This window comes from Candidatus Methylacidiphilales bacterium (assembly GCA_030054035.1).
Classification (GTDB): domain Bacteria; phylum Pseudomonadota; class Gammaproteobacteria; order JASGCS01; family JASGCS01; genus JASGCS01.
Genome location: JASGCS010000013.1, coordinates 20,214 through 36,766, shown reverse-complemented (window position 1 = coordinate 36,766; position 16,553 = coordinate 20,214). Strand labels below are relative to the sequence as shown.

Here is a 16,553-nt window from a genome sequence, read left to right as displayed (position 1 = left end):
TAACATCGGTATATCACCGAGTAAGAATATATTGCACCTATCCTAACAATGCAGGTGCAACCAACATCTACAGCAATGTTATACAGGTAACCTCACTACGATAGAAACTTAACGTAGGAGTCAAAGATAAATTTTTTATCAATCGAGCAACCGGATTAGACATTACTTCCCACCAAATTCGGCTACACCAGAGTTAACCTCACTATCCATCTCCTCAGCAAAGATAAGCAAATAGACTTTACCTCAACCAATGCAGATTCTCCTAGTGCATCACAATCCATATACACCATGCAACTTCGTAATTTCATTCATGCAATTGAAAGAGTAAGCTATGTAGGAGTTCCATTCCAGCCATCACCCCTGCCTCTACCCAGTTTATTTTAATTACAGCCACTAAAGATATAGCTATACATGGTGCTATAGCAACTACTGCGATAGTTGGCGATGTTGATCTTTTTGCACATGGTAGTATTGTGGGTGGAGAGAGCATTACCTCAGGTGAAAGCATGTCGCTTAATACCAGCTACCTCTCGTTGACTGGAACTTACTCTACTGTACTGTCTCCCAGTTATTGGAGTACTTTATTAAATTATTATATAACGGAAATAAGTTGTATCTAAAGTTAATCTAGCTAATTCGTTTCTTTTCATACGCTGACCTTACTCCCTAAAACTGTACCTAATCGTAGGTGAGGTTTCTAGTAATTTAATATAAATCTTATAGGATAAATGAGTATGAAAAAGAATCTATCTACCTTTGATTAAATTATCAGTATTTTATAAAAGAGCACTGCAGGTGTTTAAACCTCTACCTTGTGTCGTGAGCAAGGTATTACTCCCGGCACATTTTAAAACTGGCGTCATAAGTATGGAACTATAGTTGTTTCAGAGGCAAAGAAACTAAGCCATCTAGAGCAAGAGAACGGAAAGCTCAAGAGAATGATTTTTCCTGCAGCTGTATTAATTGTTGTTAAGATTACAAGCTATCTAGGTTTATTCTTTCTGAGCGAGTGGGTTTGGTGTTGGTGGTTGGATTCTTTGAAGTGTGTTTTTATCTGTGTGATGAAATAGATCATTCGTTCCTGCTATTTTGAGTACAGTATCTTGGCTATAGCTCCATGAATCTGTTGAGTGAATAATTATGTCTATGGTGAATGAGACGGTATCAAACGCAGCTTTTAGGAATGGTACTGATTGCATAGAAGTGGAGGTGAGTGTAAATGCATTGGCATTGCTTGGTACTATTGCTGATGCGATACCAGTGACACCTCTTGGTATTGATACGGTCATGTAAATTATGGATTCTTGTGGTTCCCAGAGAAAATATCCTACTTGCTCATGATAGGTTTTGATTTGGTTTGGTTTGGTAATGTGGGTGTGGTAGCGTAGTCCATAGATTAGTTGAGGGCCATTGGTAATGGGGTCTATGGGAAAACAACGCATGGTTTCAATATACTCTTGAGATTTGGCACCCGTTGCTTTTGGTTTAACATCTACTCCTATACTTCCTGAGAACTCACCTGCTAAATGTGAGAGGGGACCGAGACTTTGCATGGTATCTACGCTAAAGTTCACTGGCTCTTTATAAATATCCTGTAAATAATTTTTCATTGTTGTATTGTAGGTAGTTTAATACCTTTTTTGTAAAGATGCACATAGCCATCTATTGGAATTTGTAGGAGCTGGTTTATGGTAAAGGTATCGTCGGCATGTTCATCGGGATAAATTATGAGGCAATCTAGGGTGAAGTGGTCATTGGGTGTGTCTAGTTCTTTTCGTATTTTCTTGTTTCTTGCGTAGCCTGCAAGTTGTCTGATATCATCGCCACTAATGTTGCGATTAGAAAGCCCTTCGTTTTCTGTGGGTGTTTTTTCGCCGTAGGGTTTGTACTTGGCATCTCCGATAAATCCTGTAGATGAATTGCTGGTGAATAGAAAGTCAGGCCTGTCTTTTCTAGTAGCGAATTGATATTTGAGATTGTTACCATATAGTTCGTAGAGTTTGCAATAGACATAAAGTTCAAATAGTTTAGGAGTATTGATATAGAAGGGAAGGGTGCCCACTTTGTTGGTTTTATTACTAAAGCTCCATTCGTGGTTGCGAATAATAATTTCTGCTAATCGCAAAGCGGTCTCATACTCTTTGAAAAATTGTGTGGACTTTGTTTTTGGAGGTGAAAGATTTTTAGTGTCTGATATGGTGGAGAATATTTGTCCGCATCTCTGGTATTGGTTGATGAGGGTATTAGATCCTATATAGTTTTGGTTAAGATAATCAAGACAAAGACTATGCGCTTGCTTAAGGTATTGGTTTTGAGGACAGTCTTCAGTATATTGTTGAAATTGACAGGGAACATACTGTGATTTTCCTCTTATGATGTTATTGGAGTAGAGCGATAGATTAATTTTGCCCTTAATCTTTGATTGAAGTTCCTGATTAGTAGTGACATATCGTTTTAATAGTCCTCGCTGGGTTATGCGATGAACTACTGAGACAAAATGCTGAACGACTAATAGAATGCAGTTTACATTATTTGAAACATAGGGAATAGGTTGCTGTTCAACAGCAACATGGTAGAGGTTAGGAAGCTCGTTAATTACTTCAGATAATTCAGAGCTGATGCAGTACTGAAACATTGCTAGGTAATCTACATTACGAAACTTTGGTTCTACGATAAGAGGACGGATACCTTCCTCTAACCAACAAGCACCTACATAATACCTCTCTTCAGTGCTTGGATTAAAAACATTAAGGTACTTCAGTTCCTTATTGTTAAGAGTTTGTTTTCTAAAATGCTCTAGGTCTTTGACACTGATATATGTTGAAATATCATCATGCTCTTTTATCCGAATTTCTGTTAGAGCATTCATACCAGCAATGGCTAGACAATAGTTAGATTTTCAATGAGGTCTTTGGTGAGTTTCATTTCTGATTCATCATTTAGATTGTTTATCTTTTGCTTTAGTAAGCCATCATTAAGATATTCATAAAGGAGTGGCTTAATCTCATACTCTAATCTCATGGTCAATTCTTGCTCATCACTAGCTAAAAAGTAACTATGTCCTATTTGAACAGAGGAAGCATCTAGGTCTTCAGAGCATTGTTTTTCTATTATCTCTTTTACAGAATTAAAGAGACTTAGTGCTTTATCTTTCAGTGAGGTTTTTTTCAGATCATTGTAAAAGTTAACAATGACATCCTCATCTGCATAAATCTTGGCAAAAGCAAATCTTCTTCGCAGAGCGTAATCTAAAGTACCTATGCTACGATCACAGGTATTCATGGTGCCAATAATGTAGAGATTATCTGGAACTACAAATTCATCTTGTGAGTAAGTTAATTTTAATTGTGGAGCATTAGTTATTTTGTTTGAACTAGAGCGTTTATCAGATTCTATAAGCGTAATAAGCTCACCAAATATTTTAGCCACATTACCTCGATTTATCTCATCTATAATCAACACATACTTATCTTTGGAAGTTCGTGCCAGTGCACGCGTTACAAGTTGTTTAAAAATACCATCTCGTAATGCAAAAGCAAGCCCCGATTGAGGTGGGTTTTGATCTTGTTCAGTTTGTTCATTCGGTTTAAAGCCCTCAACAAATTCTTCGTAGTCCATTGCCTGATGAAATGTAGTAAACGCAATGTGCCCATTTTTACTTAAGTCGTTGTATCGTTCCATGATTTCATCTCTGCTTGTTGCTTGGAATGTATTACCCTCTATAATTCGCACAGCGAGTTCCATTGCTTGATAGGTTTTGCCGACACCTGGCGCTCCTTCTAAAATAATATTTTTTTTATAGCTGAGTAAATCTACGGTACTTTGCATTGCATTCTGGAAAGTATCTCTAATGGGCTTATCAAATTCTATCATCTTGAGAATTTTATCTACGAGTGTTTTGTCATTTATTTTATGTAGTGTTCTTTGTAAGTTTAAGATATTTATTGTTTTTTTATCAAAATATGATTTTGGGATGTCTGAGCGCAAATATTTTATCTTCCTGAAGTGACTAAATGGTTCTTTACCATCTTTATCAAACTTTGTTTCGGAAGTTATTCTTCCCACAGCAAAAATATTTTTGTCTTTGTTATATAGACTGATGCAGAGATCGTCTATGTTGATATTATGGAGAAAATCCCACACTTGATTTACACGAGATAGTAGCCCCTTATTTTCACTTCCTGTCGCTTCAGCTATGGCTTGCTCTAATTCATTTTTATCTAAAGAAAGTAAATTCTTTTGTTGGAATTGTTTCCAGGTTAAATAAATAGTACCTGATTCTATGGATTGTTTTGCTCTAGTTTCAAAATCAAGGCTAGATGGACTATCAAAGCGGTACATCCAAACAAAATTATTATCTGTTGCTGAGTCATCGCCTTCATCATCCTCATCTTCATCTGTAGATTTCCAGGCTCTGTGAGAAATCTCCACGAGTGAATGTTCGGAATTACCACTTGTTGCTATTCGTTTCTGCATCTCATCATTAATTTCTAGGTATTGTTTGCCATCTAATTTCTCATCCAATGTATCAATCATTGAAAGATCGGCATATTCTGATCTTAGATATTTTCTAGTTTTATTGTCAAGAGTGATATAAAAATTTGGTCTTAACCAAAAAAGCCCTATCGTTAACTTGCCAATTTTACTCATATGTGCAGATGCTTGGTTAAATATTTTTATAAAAAGACTTCTATTGTCCTCGTTTGAATTCATAGCGTACCTGAGCGCGCTGTCAAATAATTTCCAGTGAATGTCAATGGTCGCTGGAGCCCTAACCTTTTTCCATGTGTAAAACCATGAATTTTGGTTATTTAGGAGAGGAATTCCATCAAATGAATTGGGTGTTTCTCGGTATAGACCAATGCATTGTGCTAGTTTCTCCGCGAGCGCAATTCTATTTTCTTTTTTAATTCCTCTATTAAAAATACCCATAAAAGTAAATGGACAGATATCGTCTAATTGCCCCCCATCATCTTTGAATAAGTATTCAATATAAATACCTACTTCAGGATCCTTTGCGAGCTCCGTTAGTTTTTTTGTTAACTCAGTGCGTTTGTTTTGATAGGTCAATAATGCGTCAGCAAAACTTTCGTAGTAAGAAACCCAACTAGTATCTGTTTTGACAGTCATAAATCGTATTTTAACCCAGTTTGTAAATTTATTAATGAGTGACCTTACCCCTTCGTCTGCGCCATTTAATATTAGCAAACACAGAAATGATAGTAATATCAAACCTTGTGTCAAAAGAGCCTATTGTTTTTTGCTCAAATCCTAACTCTCGCAAGTGATTTTTATGTTCCAAAGTTAAAGGTGAAACTGAATCATTAGAACCCATGTCCTTTTTAGTCATCTGTTCTTTGCTCATGTCGTTGGCTTTTTTCATATTCATTTCTGCCTCGTCATTAGCTTTCTTTTCTTCCTTCCACTTCTGGAAAGCGTCCTTGTTCTTTATGTACTCCTCAACATCAGCGTCTTGGGCTTTAATGCCTTCTGCAGGGGTGTTGATATTAACGGTTTCGCCTTTTTTATCTGGATTTGTTTCTGCGAAGTTATAACTATCAGTTACAGACTTGATTATTGCAATCATATTGTTATAATCATTGCCTTTAGCACTTACAGAATCAACAAGTGGCTTTAATTTAGGTAAGGTGTCGCTTACATGACTTACTAGTTGGGAAAATGAGTTCTTAACATCTTTGCTATCAAAGTTTGCTAATTTGACTTTACTAGCTACTTGCCTGAAAGAGTCAAAATATTCGATATCATTATTTGCTTTTAATACAGTTTCTAATGATTTATTAATTGGCTCAATGTTTTTAGCAATAGAGGCATCTATTCGTGCGTTAATTGCATCTAGAAAATCTGCGGAACTTATTTTAGTTGTTTCACTCATTATTAACTCCTTTTGTAAGATTAGTTAATTGTAGAATATAACAACCAAAAAAAGAGCCATGTTTCAATATTATTGAAACATGGCTCTTTTATAAAAATAGGTTGCTATTTATTGCATCTTCATTGATGAAATTCTTTATCATTTTGGCTTATAGAGATTTACTAGAAACCTCGCCTGCGATTTGGTATAGTTTTAGGGGGTAAGGTCAGGTATTCTAAGAAAGATCAAGTTATATATGTTAAAGAAACTCAAAAAAAAGTTGTTAATTATCCACATGCAGATGATGAAGGAAACTTATGTCTTGAAATGCCACACATCATTTGGATAGAATTAATAAAGAATAAAGAAATTGGTTGTTATGCCTTGTGGATGATTTTGTAGTACCTTATTTTGTAATCTATCATTACTATTGACCTTCCCCCATCGTCTGTACCATTTCATTGATGAAATTCTTTATCATTTTGGCTTATAGAAATTTACTAGAAACCTCGCCTGCGATTTGGTATAGTTTTAGGGGGTAAGGTCATGTGTAAAAATCAGAATGTATCCTTTTTTTATTCTAATAAGATATACAAAAAAATAAATGAATATAATAAAATGAGGATACCATGGAAACCGTAATAACTTTAATTAAAGATTTATCACAGGCTAATATAGCAGTATTGATACTGTTTATTTATTGCATGCATAGTTTTAAATTAATGGGAGTCTGCCAAGCATCACTAGACCAAAAGATGGATGATAAGTTCAAAAATGTGGATGATAAGTTCAAAAATGTGGATGATAAGTTTAAAATTGTGGATGATAAGTTTAAAAATATGGATGATAAGTTTAAAAATATGGATGATAAATTTACTGAATTAAGTGTTCAAATCAAAGGAATATTTCAAGAAATTAAAGAATTAAGAGCTGAGATGGTCAAGGAGATTAAGGAATTAAGAGTTGATAACACAGAATTAAGAGCTGAAATGGTCAAGGGTTTTAATATTGTTACTAATGACATTCATGCGGTTAAATTGGATATCAAAGATGTTAGAGCAGATCTTACTCGGTTATCAGACAAGCAGGATTCCTTACACGCTAGAGTGCTATTGCTCGAAGGTGCGCAAAGTTAATAAAAGAAATAAATAGATTTGCCATATCCCCTGTGCTGTAAAGAGCTGATAATTAGGTTTTAATTTTCTAAGGGATAAACTATTGACACTTTAATAAATAATTATACTAGGTGAATTATGTGGATTGTGATTAAGTACGCTTTAACAGCATTTGTGGCTGTTGTTATTTCTGAGTTCGCTAAGCGGAACGAAAAGCTAGGTGGGTTTATGGCTGCTTTACCGCTCATCGCAATTCTTACTTTGATTTGGCTTTATGTTGAAAAACAATCAAGTGAAAAGATAGCTAATTACGCTCTCTACACCTTTTGGTATGTAATCCCAACATTACCAATGTTTTTGTTGTTTCCATATTTACTTCCAAGAATTGGCTTTTGGCAAACACTCGGAGCTGGTGTTATTTGTACTGTTATTTGTTTTGGGTTGTTTGCTTTTCTTCTGAAGCGATTTGGCATTCAGTTGCTTTGAATTACCTATTAACATACTAAAAATGTGTTATATTGTTACTGGAAGCCATGTTAATACTGGCTTGCAGTTATATTATGGAGAAAAAACTTAAAAAAGGGGATTTTTTAGATACTATACTTAGGTCTCCTTTAACTATTTTCTCTACAAAGTACATAGCGCTTTTGTGGGGGCAAAATAATGATAAGGCGTCTCGTGAGCGTTTGCGTAGTTATGTAAAAAGCAAAAAGTTGCTGCGTCTTCGTCGTGGCATTTATGCAAAGGACAAAAAGTACAATGAATATGAATTAGCTAATACTATATGCACCCCTTCGTATATCAGCTTTGAAACTGTGTTAGCAATAGAGGGGGTTGTTTTTCAATATTACTCAAATATTTTTGTTGCATCATACATAAATAGAGAGATAGTCATACATGGACAAAAAATTACTTTTATTAGAATGAAAAATGAGGTATTAAAAAATACCAAAGGCATAGAGCAGGTAGGTAATTATGCTATGGCATCAAAAGAGCGTGCATTTTTAGATAGGATGTATGTAAATAAAAAAAATTATTTTGATAATCTGTATGGGATGAACTGGGATAAAGTATTTGATCTATTACCAATATATAAAAATAAAAAAATGGAAAAAACTGTAAAAGAGTACAGAGAAGATTGCAGAAAAGAATATGACATTTGATTTTGCAAGACATAGAGTAATTTTATTAGATATCTTAAAAGAGATTTATACAGATACCTCTATTGGCCCTTTTCTGGGATTTAAAGGTGGGACTGCAGCAATGCTATTTTATGGTTTACCAAGAGCATCTGTTGATTTAGATTTTGATTTATTGGATGAAACTAAAAAAGAAGAAGTGGCTGAAAAAATTGAAATTATCATTACAAAATATGGGGAAATCAAAGAAAAGAGCATGGGAAAAAGAGGGATGAGATTTATTATTTCGAATTTAGCTGGAAAAAGAGGTGTAAAGGTAGATGTTAATATCCTTAGCTACGGTTCAAAATATGAAATAAAAAAATATCTTGGCATTGACATGAAGGTAATGGTACAGGAAGATATGTTTGCGCATAAATTAGTGGCAATGATAGAAAGAATTGAAAGGCAAATAAATAGAGATATTTATGATGTGTGGTATTTCGCAAAGCAAAGATGGGAGATTAACAGAGGTATTGTGGAGAGTAGATCTAAAATATCTTTCAAGGAAACCTTGCAAAAAGCTACGTCTCTATTAGAAGCTTACGATAATAAAAATATCTTAAAGGAAATTGGTGAGTTGCTTTCAGAAAGTGAAAAGGACTACTGTCGTAAAAAATTAAAATCAGATGTTATCTTTTCCTTGAGGGTAATGTTGGATAGTGAAAAATAATGAATCTAACTGCACCTACACCATCACCTGAGTCGCTTGGTCCATTACTCTACGCTACCATTGTGTGTAGGGATTTGGAAAAGTCCGTGGCGTTTTATCGTTTGTTTGGTACTATTGTTGATTATAACCATAGGCTATCTGAGTTAGAGTTTGGTTGTTTATTTCCTGGTCTTAATTTTGCTGAGCAGAGGACTGCATTGGTGTGCGCTGAGCATGGTGGTGCAATTATTCGTTTGGTTGAGATACGGGATGCTGTGGTGTCTGCATGTTTGAGGAATAGGGGCTGGCTGGCGTTAGAAATATCAACTAATGCTGTTGATTTTCTTGGTGAGTACTTGAGCTATAAGGGTTGTAAGGTACGAGGCGCTCCTGCTTGTTTGGAGATGAGCAAGGATATCAAGGCAATGCAGGTTGAAGGTCCGAGTGGTGAGATGTTGTACATTACTGAAATAAAAAATGAAGTACCACCTTTTAGGCTTCCTCGTGCGAGGGCGGTGTTTGATGGGTTGTTTATTGCAGTGCTTTCTAGTAAAGATAGGGTGGCAAGTGCAGAATATTATAGGTCACATGGTGCTGGTGCTCCGTTAATGGTTGAGACAAAAATAACTGTAGTAAATAATGAATTTGGATTGCCGCTTGATACGAAGCATCCTCTTGCGGTGCTGCAACTGTTCGGAACATCGCTGATTGAGATAGATCAGCTAACGAGCGCTGAGGATATGGTGTCGTCATTATATAGTGGAATATATGCTGTCTCGTTTGCCACGAGGGCACCTATGAATGATTTTGTTGAAAGTGTATATAATAAACCCTCAAAGCTTTTAATCGGACCTGATCAAGAGCGAATTATTCTTACAGAGATTGATAATGGAGATGACAAATGAAAATAACTACAGTAATTAAAAACGCACAAATAGTTAAGCCACTTGAGAAAAAAATTATAGCTGGTGAGATTGGGATTAATGGTGAAAAGATTGTTATGGTGGCTAAGCGAATACCAAAAGAACATATCACTGCAAAAACTCAAATACTAGATGCGCAGGGGTATTTAGTATTTCCTGGAGTGGTTGATGCGCATACCCATACTGGAATTTATGCTCCGCTTGTACAAGATGCACTCAGTGAGAGTAAGGCAGCGGCAACTGGTGGTGTAACTACCATGCTTAATTACTTTAGAACTGGACAATACTATCTGAATGAAGGGGGTAGCTATAGTGATTTTTATCCAAAAGTATTGAAGCTATCAGAAGGAAAATACTTTGTTGATTATGGGTATCATCTCGCCCCTATCCAGGCGAAACATATTGATGAAATGGAAATGCTCTTAAAACAATATGGCATGTGCTCTTTTAAGATATTTATGTTTTATGGTGGTTATGGTTTGCACGGTTCGACATCGCAAAACTCACAGAGAGATTTTCTCATGTTAGATGAGAGCGACTCTTATGATATTGCTCATTTTGAAATGATTATGAGAAAAGCTGCTGAACTGACGAAACGATATCCAAAGCTGGCAGACTCTATCTCGGTAAGCCTGCATTGTGAGCTTGCTGATATTTTACGAGCCTATACAACTATGGTGCAAAAAGAAAATAAATTAACTGGGCTGAAAGCGTATAGCGCTGCACGGCCTCCACATTCAGAGGGTTTGGCGATATGGATTGCGTCATATCTAGCTAATGAAACGAATTGCCCAAATATTAACTTGCTCCATTTAACTTCAAAAAAAGCTGTGGAGGCTGCCCTGACTATGGAAAAGGTATTCCCGCATGTTAATTTTGGGAAAGAAGTTACCATCGCACATTTGTTGCTTGACTACGACTGTGAGGCTGCTTGCCATGCCAAAGTAAATCCTCCCATTCGTTCGCGACAAGATGTTGAATATCTATGGAAGCAATTACTGCTCGGATCTATTGATTGGGTAGTGAGCGATCACGCCTGCTGCGCTATGGAAGAAAAGACTGCGCATGGTGATCACAAGGATGGAGCGAATATATGGAAATCTAAATCAGGATTTGGTGGAACTGAGTATTTGCTTTCTGGATTATTTAGTGAAGGCACGAAACGAGGATTATCCCCAAATCGAGTCGCTGCCTTAGTTTCTTATAATCCAGCCAAACGGTATGGGCTAACATCAAAAGGTGATATCGCGGTTGGAAAAGATGCCGACTTGGTTTTTTTTAACCCTAAGGAATCATTTGTTGTTCGCGGCCATGCCTCTCCTTCAAGTGCAGGGTACACACCATTAGAGGGTATTAAACTTAAGGGAAAAGTAAAGACCACCATGTTGCGTGGAAAAGTAATTTTTAATAATGACGAAGTAGTTGGAGAGCCCTGCGGTGCATATCAGTTCCGTCCACAAAAGAAATAATTGTAACTTTGTCAGTAATTAGTCCTGCGATATTAAAACGATACACTGCGCTGCAGAAAGAAGTTGCACGATTGCGCCGTCTCTACCATTTTGACGATGCCCTAACCTTGCCCGATGAGTTGCTTGATTCGCTTAAACGAGAACTTACCGAGCTTGAAAATCAATATCCAGAATTAAAATCTGAGCATTCTCAATCATCGGTGGTGGTGGGAGGCGTCAAGACGGGTTTTTCTAAAATCACCCACCAAGTTCGCCAATGGTCATTTAATGATATCTTTACGGCTAAAGAGTTAGCAGAATTTAATACTCGTATCATCAAAGCGAATAATGGAGATATCCCAGAGTATGTGGTTGAGGATAAAATTGACGGCTTAAAAATTATTCTCACCTATCAGGATGGTAATTTGATCTCAGGTGCGACTCGGGGAGATGGAGTGGTTGGTGAAGATGTCACGCTTAATATAAAAACTATCGGGTCTATTCCAATTAAATTATCGCAGGCAGTCTCATTAGTAGTAGAAGGTGAGGCGTTCATCACCGTAGATAATTTTAATGCCGTTAATCAACTTCAAGCCCAGAAAGGCGCGCCACTATTTGCCAACCCTAGGAATTTAACCGCAGGTACGATACGGCAATTAGACTCAGCCATTGCTAAAGAACGATGTTTAAGTTTTTTTGCCTATGAAATTGCGAATGCGAGTTTTGCCTTAAGCTCCCAAGTTGATAAATTAAAAAAGTTATTGAGTTTAGGGTTTACGGTAAATCAAGATTACCAACACTGTAGCAGCCTTGAAGAGGTAGATCGCTATTACCAATCAAGATACCAAGAAAAAAAATTATTACCGTACTGGACGGATGGAGTGGTGATTAAAGTTAATAATCTTGAATTGCAAAAACAAATGGGATACACTGGAAAGGCTCCGCGCTTTGCAGTGGCGTATAAATTTCCTGCAGAGTTAGCAACAGCACAGATCAAAGATATTGTCTTTCAAGTTGGACGAACCGGCGTGATTACTCCGGTTGCGGAGCTGTCACCTACCGTGATTGCGGGCACAACAGTTTCCAGGGCAACGCTCCATAATCAAGATTATATCCAAAAGAAGGATGTACGCATTAATGATACCGTTACGATTCGCAAAGCTGGTGAAATAATACCTGAAGTGGTTGATGTGCTGATTGGCATGCGTACGGAGATGAGTGAGCCATTTATTTGGCCACAGGCTATTCCAGAATGCGGAGGAGATGGTAGCATTGAACGGATCCAAGGAAAATCTGCATGGCGCTGTGTCAATAGAAATTCATTCACCATTCAACTTAGGAAATTCACTCATTTTGCTAGCAAGTCAGCCTTTGATATAGAGGGGTGCGGGGTGAAAACGGTTAAACAATTTTTAGAACATGGCATCGTAAGTAGCTATGAAGATTTATTTACCCTGCAGATTGGCGATATCATACGACTAGAGGGCTGGAAAGAAAAATCAGCAGCGAATTTACTTGATGCAATTAAAGCTCGCAAGACTATTACACTATCAAGATTACTAGTTGCCATATCAATAGATGGAGTTGGCGAAGAGGTCGCTTTGTTGCTTTCTCGCCAATGTAAAGAGTTGCACGCCCTTCGTAAGGTTTCAAAAGAGGATTTAGAAAAAATTCATCAGATTGGGGCAGTGCTTGCCCATAATATCGTCGCATGGTTTTCTCATCCCCAGCATAACAAGGAGTTAGACGCGTTACTTACGCATATTACCATTGTCAAAGATGATGAGGTAGCTGGTGATTTACCCCTTGCAAACCATATCTATGTGATTACTGGAAGTTTTGATGACTATGACCGAGATGTTATAAAACGCAATGTAACTAAATTAGGCGCAAAAATAACCGAAACAGTTTCAAGTAAAACTACTGCTGTGTTTGTTGGTGATAATCCTGGGTCTAAATATGATAAAGCAGTAGCGCTTGGCATACCAATCAAAAATATCACAGATCTTAAATTATTATTTTCTATAAATGATAAAATGAAATCATGAAAAAATTATTATTACTCGTATTGGTATTTCAATCTAACCTTGCCCTTGCTGAGGGGTGGGAATATTTTGTTGGTGGCGGTTTTGTGACCAATACCCAATATTCTTTTGATCAGGGGGCGTCAAGCGGTAATGTATCTGATTATATTAATCAAAGTGTAAACTCCAAGGGCTATTCAATCATTAAACCAATTACTTCTAACCTTGCGCTGGTAGGTGGGTTTATGTATGTGTGGGAAGATGGCTTTCTTCTGGGTGGAGAAGCGCAATTATTTGGTTTTCAAGAGTTTAATGACACTTCCACGTTCTATGCGCCGAGTGATATATCTCGCTCAATCTTATCTCCTTTCCCATTTGAAGTAACAAAATCTATTGAACGAAATGTTACTAATATATCGTTAATCATTGGCTATGCTGAGGAAGAATCATTTAGAGTGTATGGTTTAATCGGGATGAACTCTGTTTCCCTAAGTGAATCATATACCTACCGTACAGAAGAGAAATACTATGATTATTTTAATACCTATTATGTAGATCGCACCGTTACACTATCAACTAGAAGTATTACAAGATCAGTGCCTACCATCGGGCTGGGTTTTACTGCTTTTCTTGGTGAAGAGGCCTCAATTAAGATTGAATATCAAAGTAATAGAAAAGTAGCATCGGACACATTACTTATCACGAGCTTTCAGTACGATTTTCGTTAATGGGTTACCCCGTAAAGGGTTGAAATAATATCTTTAGTATTAGGTGAAAGAGTCTTACCTTTGGATAGCGAAGCGACTAAACTTTTTAACTGGTGTTGATATTTTTCTGATAAAGTAGAAATAATCATTCCTTGTTTGAGAATTGCTGAAGCGACTTGTGGGTTTTGCGCATCAAGAGCGATGGCTTTGGCGATAATGGCTTGATACCCTACTTGGGTGTGAAAAATTTTAAAATTCGCATATTGAAAACCAGCGTATAAAGCATAGAGGCAGTTTGGGTTGGTTGCATCAAATGAAGGATGTTTTTCTAGGGAGTTAAAATCAACGCTCGGGTTAAAAGCTAATGAGGAGGTTTGTAAGCGCAACCATTTTTGCATCAAGAGTGGGTTAGCGCCAAATTGTTGTTCAAATTGACCAAAAGCGATTTTTCGCTCCATACGTTGCGGGGCACGGTTAAGTACTGCTAACGCAGCGAGCTGGTTGCTCATCGCATTGGATTCTTGAAATAACATCAGTGCTTTTTTAGCGGTAGTGTTGATATCTGCTCTCATCATAAAAGCAAGACAAGTCCCGGTGAGGGATCGTGATTTAATCGCTTGGGCGGAAAATTTCTTTGCTTTGATAGTTAGCGTAGCCTCATAGAGCTTTGAAAAAACTGACTCTAGATTTTTTGCAATATGCAGAAGAACTTCTTCTCGGGCATCATATAGTTGCAGAGGGTCAATAGATTGTTTAGCGCGCGTGAGTAGGGTAACTAAGTCAGTAGGTTGAAGTAAGTAAGCCACTAATCCCCATTGAGTTTTTTTAGCCATCGCTTCATGCACTAGTTCGCTAATCACTTTTTCTAACTCGGCTTGGTGAGCCCCATCTAAAAAAGCGTTTTGATAGAGGATTTGCATAGCGTCTCGCCTGACACATGGATCGCCTCTGGTGGCAAGTACTTGGAGCTCTTGAGCTGTGTACGGGTAGCTATAGCGTACTGGAGCAGAGAGCCCTTTAAAAAATGCCGGAATAATTGATTGGTTTTTTTTAATTGGAATTTTAATGACTTGTTTAGGTTTTGTTACTAAGGTAGTTACTTCTTTAAATAATGTACCATTGGCATACAAGGTAATCGCTACGGGAATAGGGAGTGGTTTTTGATGTTGCTCAATGGTTAGTTGATAGTACTTGGCATCTTTGGATTTTTGAGATTGAATTGAAACTTGTGGAGTACCAGGTGTTACATACCACTGAAGGAAAGACTGAACAGAAATGCCAGAACCCTTGGTCAGTGAGGCTAGAAATTGCTCAATGGTTACCGCTTTACCGTCACAGTCCTTAAAATATCGTTGCATGCCTTGGTTAAATTTTTTATCTCCGAGGTAGGTTTGAATCATTCTAATTATTTCCGCACCTTTCTCATAGACCGTAGCGGTGTAGAGATTATCAATTTCTTGGTATTGATCTGGACGCACTGCGTGAGCGAGTGGACTGGCGTCTTCATTAAATTGATAGCTTCGTAGCATTTCAACCTGCTCAATTCTTTCCGTTCCCACTGGCGCGACTTCTTCTGAAAATTGATTTTCCCGAAATACCGTAAGCCCTTCTTTTAAGCTCAACTGAAACCAATCTCTACAAGTAATGCGATTGCCAGTCCAGTTATGGAAGTACTCATGGGCTACCACAGTTTTAATTCTACTGATATCCGCATCGGAAGCGGTGAGCGCATCAGCTACTACGGTATTGGCATTAAAAATATTCAGCCCTTTATTTTCCATGGCGCCCATATTAAAATGACTTACCGCAACGATTTGAAAGAGCGCCAAATCGTATTTGCGCTTGTAGCGTTTTTCATCCCAGTCTATGGCTTGCTTCAGGGCAGTTATTGCAAAGGAAGTCATGGTAGCAAATCTATCTTCAGTGTACATATGAATGGCGATTTTTTTCCCTGAAGAGGTTTTATGGGAGATGACTTTTTTATTAAGATTGCCGGCGACCAAGGCAAAGAGGTAACAGGGTTTTGGATGGGGGTCATGCCAGACGACTTTTTGATACTTCTGATTTCCAATCAGGTGCTCTGTTGTGGAAATTAAGTTCCCATTTGATAATAAATTCTTATATAGAGCAATCGGTGCGCAGATGCTCGTCGTGAATATACTTAATACATCAGGTCTATCTGGATAGAAGGTGATGCGCCGGAATCCTTCCGCTTCGCATTGGGTGCAGAGCATATCTGATGAGCGGTATAGGCCCTTGAGGGAAAGATTTTTATCAGGATAAATTTTGGTGGTAATAATCAGCGAGAGTTTATTTTTAAATGTGTTAATCCATAACCCATCGGGCGTGAGGATACATTGATGTTTCATCAACATTGCTTTGGAAACCGGTGCAGAAGTTTTAAATGCGACGAGCTCTAGACCGTTTACTTTTAATTCAATCAGTTCAAGCTGCTCACCATTGAGAAAAATATAATCAGCCTTGGAGGTATTGGTAATGTGCATCATGGAAACTACCTTAGTTGATTCGGCTTCAATATAAAAACTTAAGGCAATTGATTCTATCTTCCAAGAATATGGTGTGTAAGCCTTAAGTAATGTTTTTTCCATGTGCATGGTATTATATGATATTACA

13 protein-coding genes are annotated in these 16,553 nt (G+C 37.4%); 8 read left to right on the top strand and 5 right to left on the bottom strand.

Translation table 11 applies throughout. From position 1 onward, the window contains the following. Nucleotides 1-992 precede the first annotated feature (992 nt). From QM538_07375 to QM538_07360, 4 genes are read right to left on the bottom strand one after another with little or no spacing between them, the layout of a single operon-like run. Nucleotides 993-1,610, bottom strand: coding sequence for a heme-binding beta-barrel domain-containing protein (locus QM538_07375; protein MDI9348306.1), 618 nt, complete (start codon nt 1,608-1,610; stop codon nt 993-995). Next, on the bottom strand, nt 1,607-2,869 hold the full coding sequence (locus QM538_07370) for a hypothetical protein (protein ID MDI9348305.1): 1,263 nt from the start codon (nt 2,867-2,869) through the stop codon (nt 1,607-1,609). Before QM538_07370 ends, QM538_07375 begins: the two co-directional genes overlap by 4 nt. 11 nt (nt 2,870-2,880) lie before the next feature. Beyond that, nucleotides 2,881-5,130, bottom strand: a complete 2,250-nt coding sequence (locus QM538_07365; protein ID MDI9348304.1) for an AAA family ATPase — start codon at nt 5,128-5,130, stop codon at nt 2,881-2,883. 31 nt (nt 5,131-5,161) lie between these two features. Beyond that, nucleotides 5,162-5,893: a hypothetical protein gene (locus tag QM538_07360; protein MDI9348303.1), complete on the bottom strand. Its 732-nt coding sequence runs from the start codon at nt 5,891-5,893 to the stop codon at nt 5,162-5,164. Nucleotides 5,894-6,501: 608 nt separating this feature from the next. Between QM538_07360 and QM538_07355 the strand changes: the two genes are divergently transcribed. The 8 genes from QM538_07355 to QM538_07320 all read left to right on the top strand — a co-directional run bounded on the left by QM538_07355 (nt 6,502) and on the right by QM538_07320 (nt 13,940). Next, complete coding sequence (locus QM538_07355; GenBank protein ID MDI9348302.1) at nt 6,502-7,008, top strand: hypothetical protein; 507 nt, start codon at nt 6,502-6,504, stop codon at nt 7,006-7,008. A gap of 117 nt (nt 7,009-7,125) precedes the next feature. Further along, nucleotides 7,126-7,473, top strand: coding sequence for a DUF3147 family protein (locus QM538_07350; GenBank protein ID MDI9348301.1), 348 nt, complete (start codon nt 7,126-7,128; stop codon nt 7,471-7,473). Between the two features lie 74 nt (nt 7,474-7,547). Continuing rightward, complete coding sequence (locus tag QM538_07345) at nt 7,548-8,150, top strand: type IV toxin-antitoxin system AbiEi family antitoxin domain-containing protein (protein ID MDI9348300.1); 603 nt, start codon at nt 7,548-7,550, stop codon at nt 8,148-8,150. Next, the gene (locus tag QM538_07340; protein ID MDI9348299.1) at nt 8,140-8,838 is read left to right on the top strand and encodes a nucleotidyl transferase AbiEii/AbiGii toxin family protein; all 699 of its coding nucleotides are present in this window, start codon (nt 8,140-8,142) and stop codon (nt 8,836-8,838) included. Before QM538_07345 ends, QM538_07340 begins: the two co-directional genes overlap by 11 nt. Continuing rightward, the gene (locus QM538_07335; GenBank protein MDI9348298.1) at nt 8,838-9,722 is read left to right on the top strand and encodes a hypothetical protein; all 885 of its coding nucleotides are present in this window, start codon (nt 8,838-8,840) and stop codon (nt 9,720-9,722) included. The genes QM538_07340 and QM538_07335 overlap by 1 nt, the downstream gene beginning before the upstream one ends. Next, nucleotides 9,719-11,209: a dihydroorotase family protein gene (locus QM538_07330; GenBank protein ID MDI9348297.1), complete on the top strand. Its 1,491-nt coding sequence runs from the start codon at nt 9,719-9,721 to the stop codon at nt 11,207-11,209. Before QM538_07335 ends, QM538_07330 begins: the two co-directional genes overlap by 4 nt. An 8-nt stretch (nt 11,210-11,217) precedes the next feature. Further along, a complete protein-coding gene (ligA, locus tag QM538_07325) occupies nt 11,218-13,236 on the top strand; it encodes an NAD-dependent DNA ligase LigA (protein MDI9348296.1) in 2,019 nt (672 codons plus the stop codon). Then, complete coding sequence (locus tag QM538_07320) at nt 13,233-13,940, top strand: hypothetical protein (protein MDI9348295.1); 708 nt, start codon at nt 13,233-13,235, stop codon at nt 13,938-13,940. Before ligA ends, QM538_07320 begins: the two co-directional genes overlap by 4 nt. On the opposite strand, the gene pepN is transcribed toward QM538_07320, so the two are convergent. After that, nucleotides 13,937-16,528, bottom strand: coding sequence for an aminopeptidase N (pepN, locus tag QM538_07315; GenBank protein MDI9348294.1), 2,592 nt, complete (start codon nt 16,526-16,528; stop codon nt 13,937-13,939). The genes QM538_07320 and pepN overlap by 4 nt on opposite strands. Nucleotides 16,529-16,553 lie beyond the last annotated feature (25 nt).